Annotated in this window: 13 protein-coding genes and 1 tRNA gene; 6 read left to right on the top strand and 8 right to left on the bottom strand. The window is 63.0% G+C overall.

The window, feature by feature from the left end; translation table 11 throughout:
• Window positions 1-105: 105 nt before the first annotated feature.
• From SYV04_RS25745 to SYV04_RS25755, 3 genes are all read left to right on the top strand, one after another.
• Window positions 106-1,068, top strand: a complete 963-nt coding sequence (locus SYV04_RS25745) for a hypothetical protein (RefSeq protein WP_321548542.1) — start codon at window positions 106-108, stop codon at window positions 1,066-1,068.
• Window positions 1,069-1,384: 316 nt separating this feature from the next.
• The gene (locus tag SYV04_RS25750) at window positions 1,385-1,783 is read left to right on the top strand and encodes a toxin-antitoxin system YwqK family antitoxin (RefSeq protein WP_321548543.1); all 399 of its coding nucleotides are present in this window, start codon (window positions 1,385-1,387) and stop codon (window positions 1,781-1,783) included.
• A gap of 107 nt (window positions 1,784-1,890) precedes the next feature.
• A complete protein-coding gene (locus SYV04_RS25755) occupies window positions 1,891-2,988 on the top strand; it encodes a TIGR04552 family protein (RefSeq protein WP_321548544.1) in 1,098 nt (365 codons plus the stop codon).
• Window positions 2,989-3,003: 15 nt separating this feature from the next.
• Here SYV04_RS25755 and SYV04_RS25760 read toward each other — a convergent pair whose 3' ends face one another.
• Both SYV04_RS25760 and ffh read right to left on the bottom strand, forming a co-directional pair.
• Complete coding sequence (locus SYV04_RS25760; RefSeq protein ID WP_321548545.1) at window positions 3,004-4,377, bottom strand: Ig-like domain-containing domain; 1,374 nt, start codon at window positions 4,375-4,377, stop codon at window positions 3,004-3,006.
• 172 nt (window positions 4,378-4,549) lie between these two features.
• Window positions 4,550-6,184: a signal recognition particle protein gene (ffh, locus tag SYV04_RS25765; RefSeq protein WP_321548546.1), complete on the bottom strand. Its 1,635-nt coding sequence runs from the start codon at window positions 6,182-6,184 to the stop codon at window positions 4,550-4,552.
• An 89-nt stretch (window positions 6,185-6,273) separates the two neighbouring features.
• On the opposite strand from ffh, the gene SYV04_RS25770 reads away from it, so the two are divergent.
• Window positions 6,274-6,359: transfer RNA gene (locus SYV04_RS25770), tRNA-Leu, on the top strand.
• Between the two features lie 17 nt (window positions 6,360-6,376).
• Here SYV04_RS25770 and SYV04_RS25775 read toward each other — a convergent pair.
• The 5 genes from SYV04_RS25775 to SYV04_RS25795 all read right to left on the bottom strand — a co-directional run bounded on the left by SYV04_RS25775 (window position 6,377) and on the right by SYV04_RS25795 (window position 11,923).
• A complete protein-coding gene (locus SYV04_RS25775; protein WP_321548547.1) occupies window positions 6,377-7,486 on the bottom strand; it encodes a tyrosine-type recombinase/integrase in 1,110 nt (369 codons plus the stop codon).
• A gap of 2 nt (window positions 7,487-7,488) precedes the next feature.
• Window positions 7,489-7,707, bottom strand: a complete 219-nt coding sequence (locus SYV04_RS25780; RefSeq protein ID WP_321548548.1) for a helix-turn-helix domain-containing protein — start codon at window positions 7,705-7,707, stop codon at window positions 7,489-7,491.
• Window positions 7,708-7,710: 3 nt separating this feature from the next.
• Window positions 7,711-9,810, bottom strand: a complete 2,100-nt coding sequence (locus SYV04_RS25785) for an AAA family ATPase (RefSeq protein ID WP_321548549.1) — start codon at window positions 9,808-9,810, stop codon at window positions 7,711-7,713.
• 473 nt (window positions 9,811-10,283) lie between these two features.
• A complete protein-coding gene (locus tag SYV04_RS25790; protein ID WP_321548550.1) occupies window positions 10,284-11,381 on the bottom strand; it encodes an IS5 family transposase in 1,098 nt (365 codons plus the stop codon).
• A 92-nt stretch (window positions 11,382-11,473) separates the two neighbouring features.
• Window positions 11,474-11,923 (bottom strand): hypothetical protein, encoded by a 450-nt coding sequence (locus SYV04_RS25795; RefSeq protein ID WP_321548551.1) that lies wholly within the window; start codon window positions 11,921-11,923, stop codon window positions 11,474-11,476.
• Window positions 11,924-12,472: 549 nt separating this feature from the next.
• Between SYV04_RS25795 and SYV04_RS25800 the strand changes: the two genes are divergently transcribed.
• Window positions 12,473-13,132, top strand: coding sequence for a hypothetical protein (locus SYV04_RS25800; RefSeq protein WP_321548552.1), 660 nt, complete (start codon window positions 12,473-12,475; stop codon window positions 13,130-13,132).
• A 40-nt stretch (window positions 13,133-13,172) separates the two neighbouring features.
• On the top strand, window positions 13,173-14,447 hold the full coding sequence (locus SYV04_RS25805; RefSeq protein ID WP_321548553.1) for a serine/threonine protein kinase: 1,275 nt from the start codon (window positions 13,173-13,175) through the stop codon (window positions 14,445-14,447).
• A gap of 65 nt (window positions 14,448-14,512) precedes the next feature.
• Here the strand turns inward: SYV04_RS25805 and SYV04_RS25810 are convergent, their stop codons facing one another.
• Window positions 14,513-14,863, bottom strand: coding sequence for a helix-turn-helix domain-containing protein (locus SYV04_RS25810; protein WP_321548554.1), 351 nt, complete (start codon window positions 14,861-14,863; stop codon window positions 14,513-14,515).
• Between the last annotated feature and the right edge of the window lie 44 nt (window positions 14,864-14,907).

A 14,907-nucleotide genomic window follows, 5' to 3' on the forward strand; every position in this document is an offset into this window, starting at 1 on the left:
TGACACGTCCGGAGGGGGGGACTAAAGCGACCCCGCTCGCAGGACGGAGGGGGCTTGTGAGGCCGGAAGCCCCGTGTGCGAGGCACCCACAGGAGGAAGTCCAGCATGCAGCTTCGGAAGACGTTGTGGATGCTCACTGCGCTGAGCGCGATGAGCCTGGTGATGACTGGTTGCCCCGAGGATGGTGGCGGGGACAGCCTGACATGCACGAGTGCGGCGGACTGCCTTGAGTCCGAGATCTGCCACCCGACCGCGAAGGTCTGTGTGCAGACGTGCGATTCCGGTTCGGACTGTCCGGACACGGCGAAGACCTGTAAAGAGGTGAGCACGACGGACAGCACGAAGGTGTGCCAGTGCGCGACTGACACGCTGTGCAACACGGGCCGTGAGACGGCGGACCTGGTCTGCTCGACGCTGGACAAGGTGTGCACCGAGAAGTGCACCTCGGACGCCGCCTGCGGCGCCGGCCGTACCTGCGACACCGCGACGGGCCAGTGCAAGGCTGGCAGCACCGGTCCTACCTGCACCTACGGCTCCTGCGCTTCTGGTGAGGTTTGCGGCATCACCTCGGGCAAGTGTGAGCAGGCTGCGACCTGCACGGGCGAGGCCCAGAGCACCTGCACCTACGGCCAGTTCTGCAGCACGGGCCGTTGCGCGGATGTGGCGAAGCCTACGTGCGGCAACCTCGAGGGCAAGGCTGCGGTGAACTTCACCCCGTCCTCGGGCACGGGCAACATCATCTACAATGTGGCGAAGGTGTCCTTCGCTGCCGACCCGACGGGCTGCCCCGGCTCCACGAACCCTGTGAAGGTGGTTCCGCGCATCTCCTTCTATGCGAAGGAGGGCACCGTGCCGGCGACCGAGGAGGGCCTCAGCGGCTTCTTCTACGTGCGGACCGACAAGCAGGATGTGGCCCTGAATGCGGGCAACCTGTTCAACTACACGCGCTCCGCGGATGGCAAGAGCGGTTCCATCAGCGCGTTCTTGTGCATCCCGGACCAGAACTCCCTGGTTCTGGGTTTCTACTTCACGAATGGCAACGGTTACTGCACTACCTTCAACCGGTAGGATGTAGTCAAAGCTGAGATGCCATCAAAGGCCCTGCTCCCTTGTTGGGGAGCAGGGCTTTTTTACAGATGAAACGAGAGCGACCTGGCTTGCGGGGCCAGCCGCTGGATGTGCGGTGAATTTGCTTTCGCGGCCGCCGTCCTTCATGGCGGCGTACGAAACGCCTCACGGTTTCAGAAAAGGAAGAGCCATGTTCAAGAAGACTTCTTCTCGCATCGTTGCCCTCACGCTTGCACTCAGTGCTCCGGTCGTGCTCGCAGCTGGAGCGAGTGATGAGGTCAATCTGTCGTGCCCTGCCGGGACGAAGCAGCGCCGCATGCCCGAGAAGACCGCTTGGTACTGCGTGAAGACGAACGCCAAGGATCCGGACCGGAACGCCCACGGCCCGTACGTGAGCTTCCATCCGAACGGACAGAAGAAGGCAACGGGGCAGCATGTCGATGGCATGCAGACCGGCCTCTGGACGTTCTTTGATGAGAACGGGCGGAAGACCGAAGAGATCGAGTACTCGGCGCACCACTACCACGGGCGCCGCGTGCAGTTCTTCTCGACCGGGAAGGTCAAGCTCGAGGAGCGGTGGGCCAACGGCCAGCGCGAAGGGATGACCACGGCCTACACGGAGGATGGCCAGAAGCAGGCCGAGTCCGAGTACCGGGGCGGGCACCTTGTGAAGGAGCAGAGGTTCGAGAACGGCAAGCCCGTGGCCAACAAGTAGCTCCTCATACGTGCTCTGAGCATGGAGGGCCCTTCCCCAAGCAGGGGAGGGCCTTTTGCTTTTCTGGCGCATTGCCCTACTTGTGCAGGCTCGGCTAGAAGCCCCCTGTGAAGGTAGAAACCCTCGTTCCCAAGTTACCCGAACTGCCGCTCCGCACAGTGGCGGAGATGGGTCTCCGTGAGCTGGAGCGCCTCCGGCTCATTCTCAGGGGGGGCTCGGTCATTGACTGGAGGCGGATGCACTTCCAGTCTCGAGATGAGGTGGACCACTTCCTGCGGCTTTGCCAGCTCGATACCTCGCGGCCTTACGATGAAGCTTGGGCGCGTACGATCCTTGCGGATGCCGTGGAGTACCTCCGGAAGACCTTCAACTACCGGGTTGCTGACGCTGTGGCTCACCCAGAGGAGGTCCATGACCTCTTCCTGTTCGCATCCGGCGTCAAAGGTCCCCCTAAGTACCGGCGCATCGCCTGCATCGTGCTGAAGGTGATGCACGTTCTCCAGCACATCGAGGGGCGGGACCTGCTCTTCCGGCTTGCCGCCTCGGAGGCTGACCTGTCGGAGCTGGTGACGGCCAAGGTATTGGGGGTGGCCAAAGAGATTCAGGACCGAGGGCTGCCCGTGGTGGAGTTTGCGCACTCCATCAAGACGCGCGACTCGCTCATTACCAAGTTGATCGCGAAAAAGGAGACGGTGGCCGCCCAAGTCTATGACCGCACGCGATTTCGCATCATCACGAAAGTTCGAGCGGACATCCTCCCAATTCTCCACTTTCTCATTCAGCGGCTGTTCCCGTTCAACTTCGTAGTGCCTGGACAGACGGAGAACTCGCTCGTACCGTTCAAGTCAGTCTTGGAGGAGTACCCGCATTTCGAGCAATACGCAGCGCAGCTTCATCTGGATCGTGACTACGAGGACAGAGAAGACCGCATCGGGAATCAGTTCTCGGGGGGGACATACCGAGCGCTCAACTTCGTGGCGGATATCCCCATCAGGATGGATGAGTACCTGCCGCCTCCTGAGGAGGATTCGCGTCCACGCAAGGGGCGAATTGTCTTCGCGTTGGTAGAGTTTCAAATCGTAGATGAGGAGACTGCCCGCCTCAACGAGGACGGGGAGAATGCGCATAAACTCTATAAGCGGCGGCAGAAGCGGCGCGTGCTGCGCCGCCTCGCGCGAGGACTTGTTGTCCCTAAACGCAAGTAGTTGACTTGCGTAACTTCAGGGAAACTCGTACGTCACCTCAAGTTCTGCCAGCTTTGGGGTTTGTTCCGAGTCTGAATAGAGATCATCCCGTTGGGCGTCCTGGTCGGTCGGGGCTTCGAACCGAAGCCTGAATTGTGAACGCTTGCCGCTTCGGGTGGCTCTGTCCGCCCAGTCAAGTGCCACGAAGGAAGTGACGTCGAAGACTCCAGTCGTTGTCACCGCACTGCTTGGGATAAGGATTGCAGGATTGAGGGCTGGAGAGTCGTATTGGGCTCTCGATTCAGGGTTCGTCCAGCTCATATCCGAGGTTGCGATCTGACTGCCAATGTAGACTCGTTCCAAGACGAGATGGCCAAGGCCTCCAAAGGCGTCTCCACGCTGCCCAGTGATAAACCATTTGAGCTTGCTGTCGGTGATGCGGTCCAAGCTGTCTGGAAGTGTATCGAGTTTGAACCCTAAGAAAAGCCGGCGCTCGGTGTTGTTGTCGGCATCCCCCACGCTCTCGAGATTGAATAGGTGGTTGTAACGCACGTAGTCTGGACTCACCGCAGAGCCACTCGTGGTCAAATCAAAATCGATTGTCACGGTGTTCGCGCGGATGACGCGAAAGGTACCTGTCGCGGTTGTTTCGAGGGGATTACCGGAGGTGTCTGTTGCGGCCGTAGAGACATGCCATGCGAGCTCGGTTCCATGTGGGAACTCAGCGTCGGGATTGAAGGTCATTTCTGTCGCAGTTGCATTCCAGTCGAACACTCCCGCGTTGAAGCCTGTTGGTGACGTAATGGCAAAGGCCGTCTGAGCAGACGCCTTGTTCATAGGCTCAGAGAACACCACGGTGATAAGTGCATCCCGAGCAATGCCGATTGCTGAGTTGCCTGGAGTCGTGCTGAGGACCGTGGGAAGCGTGGTGTCGGGGGCTGGGCCTGTGGTGCTGAAGGAGAAAGCCTTACGACCCGAGAGCAGATTGCCGGCCTTGTCTTTGCCCTCAACGAAGAGGGTGTAGGTCGTGTTTTGAATCAGCAGAGTTGATGGTTGGAGCGTGACCTGAGTGTCTCCGAGTGCCCACGTCGCAGGGGTGAATGCCGCAGTCGGAGCCGTACTGACTTGCACGGTGCTCACGTCCATTGGCTCGGAGAAGGTGATGAGGAGCGGGGTGCTCGTGAGAACCTGACTGGAATTATGGGAGGGGGACGTCTCGGTGATGGTGGGTGGCGTCGTGTCGGCAGGGACGCCAGAGTCAGGCTTGTTTCCGCCATCGGGCGATCCGCCTCCGTCGGGCTGTGTGCCCGCGTCTGCGGGGGCTTCGGGCTCCGCGACTTCCGGCAGTTCGATGCAGGCTGACAGCAGGGCCGTCAGGAGCAAGGGAAGGATGCGTTTGAGTGGGGTCATGCTGCTCCTCTAGAGCAAGATGCATTCCACGGTTGTCCGGGATGCCAACTTGCTTTTCGGAGGGGCAGGAAAGACCGCTTCCGCCTTAAACGCTAGAGGCACGCGGCGGCACCGTCCGCGCACGTGGACGGTAGTCCACGCGGCTGGACTGGGCACTTGGGGAGGGCAAAGCCTACTTCTTCTTCCGGTTCTTCTTCTTGTTCGCCTTCTCGCGCTTGCGGCGCTCCTTGATGGCGTCGCGGTCGTCAGGCTTGCCGGAGGCCGACGGCGGCGCGTAGCCCATCAGTCGCGCCTTCGCCATCGCCGCCTGGCCCATCGGAGGCGTGTAGCCCGGGGCAATCTGCGGCATCTGCATGGGCATGCCTCCCATGCCCGCCATGGCCTGCTGCATCATCTTGTCCTTCCCCATGATGCTCGACAGGTCCATGTTCTTCATCTGCGACAGCTGACCCAGCTGCTTGAACCCCGGGATCCGCCCCAGCAACCCTGGGTTCTGGCCGATCGTGCCCATCACCTGCTGCATCATCCCGAATTTCTGCAGCAAGTCGCGCACGTCCTCCGCCTTGCGCCCGCTGCCCTTCGCGATGCGGTTGATGCGGCTGGCGTTGATCTGATCCGGACGCAGGCGCTCCTTCTCCGTCATCGAGTCGTACATCGACTCGATCTTCGTCAGCTCCTTCTCGTCCGGGTTCAGCTGCTCCGTCAGGTCGCCAAACAGCGGGAACTTCTCCAACAGGTCCTTCAGCGGACCCATCCGCCGCACCATTCGGATCTGCTCGACGAAGTCCTTCATCGAGAAGTTGCCCGACAGCAGCTTGAGCGCGTCCTCCTCGGCCTTCTTCTCGTCGACGACCTTCTCGAAGTCCTTCATCAGGCCGACGATGTCGCCGAACCCCAGGATGCGACCCGCAAGGCCCTCCGGACGGAACTCCTCGAGCTTGTCCAGCGACTCGCCCATGCCCAGGAACTTGATGGGCTTGCCCGTCACTTCCTTGATCGACAGCGCCGCGCCACCACGCGCGTCACCGTCCAGCTTCGTGAGGATGAAGCCGTCCAGCGTCAGCCGCCGGTCGAACTCCGCCGCCGTGCGCACCGCGTCCTGGCCAATCATCGCGTCGCACACCAGCAGGATGTTGTCCGGGTGTACGTTGCCCTTGATGGACTCCAGCTCGCCCATCAGCGCCTCGTCGATGGCGAGCCGGCCCGCCGTGTCGATGAGCACCACGTCGCACTTCTGCTCGCGTGCCGCCGCGTACCCACGCACCGCCAGCTCCGGCGGCGCCACGTTCGGCTCGAAATACACCGGTACCTTCAGCCGCTCGCCCAGCACCTTGAGCTGGTCCACGGCCGCAGGGCGGTAGATGTCCGCGGCCACCAGCAGCGGCTTGCGCCCCTCGGCCAGCAGCTTGTGGGCCAGCTTGCCCGTGGTCGTCGTCTTACCCGAGCCCTGCAGACCCACCATCATGATGCCGCTCAGCTGCCCCTTGGGCTTGAGCTTGATGCTCGTGTCCACCGGGCCCATCAGGGCCTCGAGCTCGTCGTGGCAGATCTTCACGAAGTAGTCGGCAGGGCTCACCTTGCGCTTCTGCCCCGCCTTGTCCGTGATGGTCGTCTGCACCACCTCGCCCACCGTCTTCTCACGCACGCGGGCGACGAACTTCTTCACGACATCGAAGGCGACGTCCGCCTCCAGCAGGGAGACGCGGATGTCTCTCAGCGATTCGTCCACCAGCTCTGGCGAGAGCTCGCTCTTGCCGGTGAGGCGGTTCTTGGCGGCACGGAAGCCCTTGGTGACGGTCTCAAGCATGGCGGCGCTTTATAACAGGGGCGGAGCGGAATCGACCGTTGAGCGCATTGCGGCCGTCCGGCAGTTGAGAGAAGGTGCGTGGCGCTCGGGCACGAGTGGCGGAACTGGCAGACGCAGCGGACTTAAAATCCGCTGGCCCGCAAGGGCCGTCCGGGTTCGATCCCCGGCTCGTGCATTCTTAACCGCTGGACTTTACTGAGAAATTCTCCCCGTCCCGTACCGTGTGCCCCCAGTGTGACCCTCGAGCGCTCGGACAGCGTCCTTCTTCACGTCCGGGCTGAGGTGGGCGTACCGCATCGTCATCTCGATGGAGGCATGCCCCAGCAGCTCCTGGACGGCCTTCAGAGGCACCCCGCGCATCACCAGGTGACTGGCGAACGTGTGCCGCAGGGTGTGCCAGCCGATGGGCCGAAGCCCTGCCCGCTTGCTGGCCCGGAGGAGGGCGTTCCGGCAGGCATCGTTTTTAAGGTACGTCCCCTGGACATCGCAGAAGACGAACGCTCCCCGGAGGTGGCGGTGCGCCTTGAGGGCCTCGAGGGCCACCGCGTTGAGTGGCACCTCGCGCGAGCGGCCTCCTTTAGGGGTGCCGAAGTGGCCCCGCCAGACGTTCCGCTTCACTAGGAGCCTCCCGGCCACGAGATCCAGCGCATCCCACTGAAGGGCGATGAGCTCTCCTCGTCGCAGGCCCGTGTGGAGGCCCACCAGGACCATGGTGCGCCACTCGGGATCCGTGGCGGAGACTATGCGCTCCGCTTCCTCGAAGGTGAGGAAGTCGAAGTCCGGCTTCTCCACCTTCAGAAGTTTCACCCGCAGCGCGTGGGACAGGACCTCCTGCTCGACAGCGACCGTGAACAGGGTGCGCAGCACAGTGAGGGCGTTGTTGATCGTCTTGGGCGCGAGGCCCTCCTTGCGCTTCTGGGCCTTGAACGTCTCGATGTCCGCTTTTCCCACGCGGTCGAGCTTCAGGTTCCCGAAGGTCGGCAACAGGTGGCTATCGAGCAACTGCTGCTTGGCGGCCAGGGTGCTGGCCTTGTTGTTGTTGGAGCTGTACGTGAGGAAGCGCTCAATGAAGCCCCCCACGGTGGGCATTTCGGGTTCAGTCGTTCCTCGGTTGTACGTGCCTGCGAGGAGGGCTTGGCGGAGCTCCCGCTCGTACTGCTCGGCTCCTCGGCGGGTGTTCACCGGAGACGCCTTGCGCACGCGCTCCACGCGCCCGTCAGGGTGCTGGAACTTCACGTCCACCCACCACGCCTCCTGCACTCTTGCCTCCTTCGTCTTCCACTTCCGCAGCCTGACGCTCATCTCTACTCTCCGAGCGCAGGACCGCCGTTACCCCGGATCCAACCTAGCAGGGCTTCGCGGCTGATGCGGATGGTCCGACCTACACGGATGACACCTGGCACCTTCCCCAGGCGGACGGCCTCATAGAAGGTCTTGCGGTTCACTCTGAGCAAGCCCGCTGCTTCCTCCACGGTAAGGCAGGCAGGCAGCGACTCAGGGGAAGAGGTAGAAGGCGGTGGCATGGCCTAGCTGCCCTCCTCTACGGGGTGAGGCGGGCTGGCACGCCGCAGGCCCCTATTTGGCACGCGCACCACCTTGCCTGCGGCCACCAGTCGGGCCACTGCCTCCTGTGTCCTTGCTTTGCCGGTGCCGAGCCGGCCACGCAACTCCTCCACGGTGATAGTGGTCTCGCTGGTGTCCAGGGGGATCTTAGCCAGCGTGCGTTCGTCGAGTTCCTCCTCAGTCTCTGCTTGGTTACCTTCCTCGCCATCAGGGTCGACTGGCCGCCACTCAATCTCACAGCGACCTCCGCGCACCGTGAGTATGAAATCCAAGGGTGGAGGCGCCTGGAAGTCTCTCGCCTTCACGAGTTCAAACCGGAAGCGCACTGGTCGATCTGTGCCGCTGCAGGTACCTCGCTGAGTGAGGGACATCTGCACGTCTGCTGCGCCGACAAGTACGCTGCTGCCGCGGCTATGCTCTCGCCGGCCCTCACCTGCACCCCAGGAGCCTTTGACCGTGTGGTGCAGGAGCAGGACGCTGCAACTTGGAGCCACGCGGCGGATGTCCTTGAGTGCGCCTGTGAGCCGCGCCATGTCCTGCGAGCTGTTCTCATCCCCTGAATGGAGATCTGCTAGAGGGTCAAGGATGAGAAGCGCCACCTCGTCCTGCTGACATTTTTGGGCGATGCGCTCGACCCAAACCGGCTCGTCCAACCGGATAGGTTGCGCGTGCGCGACGCTCAATAGAGGGCTGACGGCTCCGACGAGTTCGAGTCGGTTGGCGAGAGCAGAGGGGCTACCTTCTTGTTCGATGAGGAGGACGCGCTTGTTTTGGGAGATGACTTGGAACGCGAAGTTCAACGTCAGCCATGTCTTGCCTACGCCCGGGGAGCCTTGGACAACGGCCAGTGCTCCAACGGGCAGCACGCGATCAATGAGAAAGCGTACCGTTCGTGGTGCCTCAGCAACAAAGTCCGGAGCAGACACCAGCCAGGGACGCCGCCGCGGTGCTGAGGAAAGAGCAGACCGCCAAGCTGCGGGCGCGTCTTCGCCTGCCTGCAGCAGAGCTGCCGCCCACTCCGCCAGATCCTTATAAGGGGAGGGAGGGCGCAGCCTCTTCACGGTGTAACCTGCTTCGGTGAGGAGTGGTGTCACTTCTGCTACCGCAGCTTCGCCAGCTGGGTCCCCGTCAAAGGCGAGAACCACCGAGCGCAAGTTCTTAGGCGCGTGCGCCACCAGGGCCTCGACCGCCTCCCGCGCACATTGAGCGCCGGGAATTCCAATAACTGACCCGGGTGGAATGGCGAAAGCCGACAGCGCAGCAAGGAAATCAGTCATTCCCTCGGTGGCGACGAGTTCCTCCTGGGGCCTGACTTGTCCGAAGATGAGGGGACCCACATCTCTGGGGAGGCAGCCGCACCGATAGAAACGTCGGTCATGTGCAACTTCCCCAATGACGCGGAACTGCACGTCCTGCACCGTCCCGTCGAAGCTCCGCAGGCACACGGCCAGGTCAGGACGGCGTCCGGTGGTGGCTCGGGCCTCGGCCTCTGCTTCCGCAGAGTAGAGACCGCGCGTCCGCACGTAGGCGAGGACGGCGGCATCTTCTGAAAGTGGCGCGCATTGTGCCCATCGCTCACGTGCGGATGGACGCCCCGCTTCCTTCTCGGGGAGAGCCTGTTCGCCCGCGCCTGGCATGGGACCGGCAGCTTTGGGTGAGGGGCGTTGAAGGGGCGCCTTCGATGAGCGCTCTCCAACTTGGGAACGCTTCGCCCGCTCGTGTAATGCGGCGGGCAGGGGCACGCTCCAAGCGTCCGCGAGAGCGAGCAGAGCGTCGACTCGATCCGGTTTGCGCGTGATGAGCTGGGCGAACTTGATCAGCCCCCCCTGTTCTCCGCAGCCGAAGCAGTTGAATGTCCCCTTCTTCACGTTGAACGAGAAACTCGGAGACTCGTCCGGATGGAAGGGGCAGAGAGTGAGGATGTTCCCGGCCTTGTCCTGACGTAGATGACGCCCAGGCGGGACTTTGAGGTACCGCTCAGGAGTCCAGGCGGACTGGATGGCCTCGATAAGGCGTGAGAGGAGGGGACTGCCTGTCGCAGCCGATTGGTGTACTCTGGGCATGGCTGTATCGGGTCCCCTGCTCTTCCGCTCGCCCGTGGAAAGGTCGCGGATGCGCGGGGGCTTCTCGTCCTGCTGGCGGCCCTATCTGCCGCACCAAGGCCCAAGGTACTCAGGCGGACAGCGAGAACTAGAGGAACGCTCCGGCGAGCATGCGGCGTGGCACTGCTGCGCCAGGGAGGGTTTTTACCGGATCGGTCTGTGCCTCGATGCCTCTGCTAAGAAGCTGTAATCATGCGCGTTTCAAGTGTCAAACGACGTCGACGTACCTTGTAGGGAGCAAATCGGTGGAACGGGCGGGTATCGGGGTACCTCAGGGGAGGATACCGGCCTAGCAGGCCGCTGAAAAAGTAAGAGTTGAGGCGCTGGAACGCGTTCGATGCTCATTTCCCCTGGTTGCTCCGGTCCCCTCCGCGGGGCGGGGAGCTACTGTGGTTGTCGCCGAGCTGCTCGGCAGCAGCTTCACGGCCATCGGCTCATGCAGCCATCGGCATCAGCTTCGCCATGCGCAGCAGGTTGTAGGCTGCAGCGGCAAAATGAATCTGCAAGCCGACACGGCGCTGGCCTCGGTAGCGAGTCTTTCGCAGGCCCGCCACCGTCTTGGCCCAGCCGAATATCTCCTCCACTCGTTTGCGGATGCGCTGGCTCACTGCGTAGCCGGGATGGCGCACGGTCCGCCCATCGATGTTGCTACCACGATGGGCGGTGATGTTCTGAGCTACGTGCGGTGTCACTCCTTCTGCACGAAGGCTTTGGACGAAGTCGGCCGTGTCGTAGCCCTTGTCTCCACCCAGCGTGCAAAGGGCAAGGCCCGCTGCCTTCTGCCGCCGCACCATTCGAAGGGCCTGCTCTCGCTCGGCGTAACCATCGGCCTGTGACAGGCTTACATCGGCGATGAGTCCGTGGCGGTTCTCCATCAGCACGTGGCCGGCGAAGGACAGCTTGGCCTCCTTGCCTTTACCCTTCCTGGCCAGCCGTGCCTCCGGATCCGTCTTTGACTCGTGGGTGGCGTTACTGCGCTTCTCTCCATGAAAGTTGATGGTGGGATTGCTCGGGTCGTCCGGCGGTTCGTCATCGCCCGCCCCGTCCTTCTTCTTGAAGGACTTGAGGCTGGCCCACGCCTCAATCAGGGTGCCATCCACCGTGAAGTGCTCGGCGGACATCAGCTTCTCCTGGCGAGCTCGTCCCACCACGGCCTCGAAGAACAGCCGTGCCACATCCGCTTCCAGCAGTCGCTCCTTATTCTTGGCGAAGGTGGAGGCGTCAAAGCTGCTCTCCTCCAGCCCCATGTCCAAGAAGAAGCGGAACAGCAAGTCGTAGTCCAACCGCTCGCAGAACTGCCGCTCGCTTCGGATGCTGTAGAGCGCAATCAGTAGGCACGCCTTGAGCAGCGTCTCCGGCGGGATGGAGGGCCGTCCCATGGGCGCGTACATGGCCGTGAAGACCGGCGACAGCTTCTCCAACTCTGTATCCGCCAAGTGCTTGATGCGTCGGATGGGATGGTCTCGAGGCACCCGCTGCTCGGGCCCCACCAGCGACAGCATTGTCGCCTGCTTCTTCACGTCTCCTCGCATCGAGACTACCTCCCACGTTGGCTCCAGCGCGGGAGGTACCTCAGGCCAGGGCGGCTCCGCCAGCCCCTTCCGCCCACTTTTTCAGCACCCTGCTAGAGATGGGGCTTGCCCAGTGTCGTGTGCTCGTAGGCTTTCACGTCGCGCAGCGCTTTGTTGTACCGGTGGCGCCAGGAATCGAGCCGCGCGTCTTGGTTCTTGGTGGGCTTCTCAAGCTCCACAAGCACCGACAAGGCCATCATGTCCTTGGCTTTGGGCCGCGGGAGACTCAGACGCTTGGCCCAGGACAAGAGCCTCACGCAGAAGGCGCGTCGGTCCTCGAAGTTCTCCAAGGCGGACAGTTCTGTCTGCCAAGGGCTCGACTGGCCATACTGGTGGCCCCAGTCCTTTAAGGCGCTGGCGGTGTCCTCCAGACGGGGGAGGAACTGAATGTTCTCCCATGCTTCCCAACTTGGTGCCGTAGTGACGGCGAGAAATCTGAGTTCCTGAGCGGCCACAGAAGCCGACTGCAGGAGCTGCCGAAGACGCCGCACCTTGCGGGACACCCTGTAGTGCTCCGCCCGCGGCGGTGCCCTCAAGTAGAGAGCCGCGCGGCGCGCCAGTGCAATCAGCGCGGCCCGTGTTTTCTCGTCGCGGAACTTCCGAGCGAGGTACTGCTCGGCTGCTTCACGGCTGACAATGGGCTCCCAACGGCCTCGAGGCCGTCCTCCGGCGCGACCTGTTCCCATGCTGCTCCGCCTTCCTCGTGCGCCTGAGGGCAGGCGCGGCGGTTCCTCGGAAGGAAAGCCGGGCAGACCGCCGAGGAAGACGGCTTTTCGGGAGCTACCCTAGCCCGGCCCTTTTCTTATGCACCCAGACTGCGCGGTGCGCACGTATTCAGGAGGGGCGTTCAGTGATGGACGGTGCCTCGCGTGCGACTTGCTCAGTGCGTCTCCCACCACTGCCGCAAAGCAGTGGTGTCCAGAGCCCCAGGGCAGGGCCTCGAGAAGCCATCAGCCTGCTCCTCCACCTGGCTCGCCGCAGCCGACCGACTTCCCCATCGCTGGGCTCTCGTGCTAACTCAGCAAGTTAGCTAACCTGGGAGGTTAATAACGATGGCAGAAGAGATGAAGCGAGCGGGAGTTTTCCTACGCAGTTCGCGGCTGGCGCGCACGGACTGGACGCTGACGATCACCACTTTCCACCGCTGGTCCTTGGCCCTTCTCTTGATCATGGCTGCGCCCGCGTGCGCACCTGGAGCGAGCGGCGTCTACGGACAGCAGCGGTCGACCCTGGCTGTAACGGATGATTTCGGCATGCTCCTGCTGAACGCAGGGATTCGTGCCGAGGCCCTGCTCGTGGACGGGGAACTCGCGGTGGACGAGGCGAAGCGCCTGCGCATGGTGCTCGGCCTCGAGCTCGCGGACGGTGGCATGCAGCGATATGGCCCACGTGTTGCGGCGAACTACCTGCTCTCCGAAGTCATCACCGATGGGGAGGCGGTCCCGCGGTTCGTCCTGAACGAACGGCTGCGGCGCTTTGAGCAGCTCGCGGTGCTCCGGCCCGATGGGTATCTCGTCATGACGCTGACCGGCAGCCAGCTTCAGTGCATCGGGCCTCTCCAAGTCCAGGAGGGCAACCTCAGCGCCGGCGACTTCAAGTTGGGAGCCTTCTACACGTCCACGGATGGTGGCTTTCGCGAGGATACGAGCCTGCCTCTGCTGCCCAATAGTGCGTACTTCAACGGCGTCGTCGTCACAGTGGAGACGAAGTGAACCGCACTTCTACGCCCCCCGTCATAGCCGGAGATCTGGAATGAGAAACGAGAAGAGCCACAAGGGCGGGAAGCCTCCCCAGGAAGTACCCGAAGACGAGAAGCCCACGGTAGACATGAATGACGAGGAAGGCGAAAGCGAAGGACTGACTCCCGCGCAGGGCCGAGCCTTCAGCGCCGTCATGAAGGGGCTGGAGAAGCTGGGCCGGATGATCAGCGCGCGGGACTCCTTCACCTCGGGGCCAGTCTCCTTCAGGTTCGTTCGGGTGCTGGAAGAGCGAAAAAGCGGGTTGCAGTCGCTCTTGTTCGAACGCTACCTCCAACATGGGCTCGCTGGCTACGTCGTGGTCAAGCGCCTGCGGAACCCCGCGAGCTTCGAGCGGCGCCAGCGCATGCGGGAGGAGGTGCATCTGGCCTTTCGCCTGCATCACCCGGCCATCGCCCAGGTGCATCACTTCAAGGTCATCGAGAGAATGCCGCACGTCGTGATGGAGTACGTGGACGGCCCGATGCTCGAGTCGCTGCTGAGCACCGCAGCAATGCGGGGCAAGCCGCTCCCGGTTTCCTTCGCCCTTTACGTGGCGGCGGAGGTGGCGGAGGGGCTTCACTATGCCCACACTCTGACGGAGAAGGAGGAGGGGGGACAGCCTCTCGGGATCATTCACCGGGACGTGAGTCCCCGGAATGTCCGTGTGGGCCGTAAGACTGGCGCGGTGAAGCTGACGGACTTCGGTGCCGCCTTCTCGAAGCGCATTGGCCGGGAGGAGACTCCGGGGCGGCTGGTGAAGGGGGATGTTCTCTACTCCTCACCGGAGTATCTGCACTGCGAACCCATGGATGCCCGCTCGGACATTTTCTCGCTGGGCCTCGTGCTCTTGGAGGCGTTGACGAGCAAGCACCTGTTCGACGTGGGAGACTTGCTGGAAGTCGAGCCCCGACCGGTTGACGTGGTTCCGGATGAAGAGCCTGCGGTGGCTCTCGCGCAGATGATGGTGCTGGTGGACCGCTACAGCCGAGAGGACGTGGAGCGCGTGGTGGCGGATCTCCCGGAAGGGCTCAAGGCCATCCTGCACCGTGCACTGAGGCGGGTCCCTGCAGAGCGATACGCGACGGTCGCTGAAATGCTCCAGGACCTGCGCGCCCAGCTCTTGGTACTCGCTCCCGGATACGGACGGAAGGAAGCGGCCGAGGATGTGGAGCGCCTGATCTCCGACGCCAGTGCCATGCGCGATGTCGCAGAGCCTACTGAGGCCGGCATCTACCCCGACTACTTGGACGAGCACGAGATGATGACCGGGGAGGACGGCGGCGCCTAGCTCCTCAACGGCGCTGGGGATGAACGTGGCCGGGGTGCTCGAGAGCGAGTCCCCGGCCTTCTTCTTTACCGCAGCAGGGTCTTGGCCATGGTGATGAGTGCCTGCCGCTGGGTCTCATCCAGCTTTCGCGCAAGGTTCATGAGCTGGTGGAGCGAAGGAGGGTCCACATTGGAAGGCTTGATCTTGCCTCTCTTGGCGGGGCGGGTGAACCCGAGCAGCTCCGCTGGGGACACCTGGAGCGTCTCACAGAGCCGCACGAGCGTCGGGACGCTGGGGAGCATCCTTGCACGCTCCAGGCGGTTGTAGACGATGGCCGAAAGCTCCATCAGCCCAGCGACCTCCACTTGCGTGAGTCCCAGGCGCTCGCGTGCGGCGCGCGCGGCATCTGCGATGGTGACTGCCAGCTTCTCTCTCATGGGTAGACAGGCCGGGAGAACAATGGTCCCGGCCCGTGGCAGCA

Source organism: Hyalangium ruber (assembly GCF_034259325.1).
In the GTDB taxonomy this organism is placed as follows: domain Bacteria; phylum Myxococcota; class Myxococcia; order Myxococcales; family Myxococcaceae; genus Hyalangium_A; species Hyalangium_A rubrum.

Coding starts and splice junctions, on each gene's coding strand:
- ffh (WP_321548546.1), bottom strand. CDS start 6,184: ATGCTTGAGACCGTCACCAAGGGCTTCCGTGCCGCCAAGAACCGCCTC.
- SYV04_RS25810 (WP_321548554.1), bottom strand. CDS start 14,863: ATGAGAGAGAAGCTGGCAGTCACCATCGCAGATGCCGCGCGCGCCGCA.
- SYV04_RS25775 (WP_321548547.1), bottom strand. CDS start 7,486: ATGAGCGTCAGGCTGCGGAAGTGGAAGACGAAGGAGGCAAGAGTGCAG.
- SYV04_RS25750 (WP_321548543.1), top strand. CDS start 1,385: ATGCCCGAGAAGACCGCTTGGTACTGCGTGAAGACGAACGCCAAGGAT.
- SYV04_RS25760 (WP_321548545.1), bottom strand. CDS start 4,377: ATGACCCCACTCAAACGCATCCTTCCCTTGCTCCTGACGGCCCTGCTG.
- SYV04_RS25790 (WP_321548550.1), bottom strand. CDS start 11,381: ATGCGAGGAGACGTGAAGAAGCAGGCGACAATGCTGTCGCTGGTGGGG.
- SYV04_RS25785 (WP_321548549.1), bottom strand. CDS start 9,810: ATGCCCAGAGTACACCAATCGGCTGCGACAGGCAGTCCCCTCCTCTCA.
- SYV04_RS25780 (WP_321548548.1), bottom strand. CDS start 7,707: ATGCCACCGCCTTCTACCTCTTCCCCTGAGTCGCTGCCTGCCTGCCTT.
- SYV04_RS25745 (WP_321548542.1), top strand. CDS start 106: ATGCAGCTTCGGAAGACGTTGTGGATGCTCACTGCGCTGAGCGCGATG.
- SYV04_RS25800 (WP_321548552.1), top strand. CDS start 12,473: ATGGCAGAAGAGATGAAGCGAGCGGGAGTTTTCCTACGCAGTTCGCGG.
- SYV04_RS25805 (WP_321548553.1), top strand. CDS start 13,173: ATGAGAAACGAGAAGAGCCACAAGGGCGGGAAGCCTCCCCAGGAAGTA.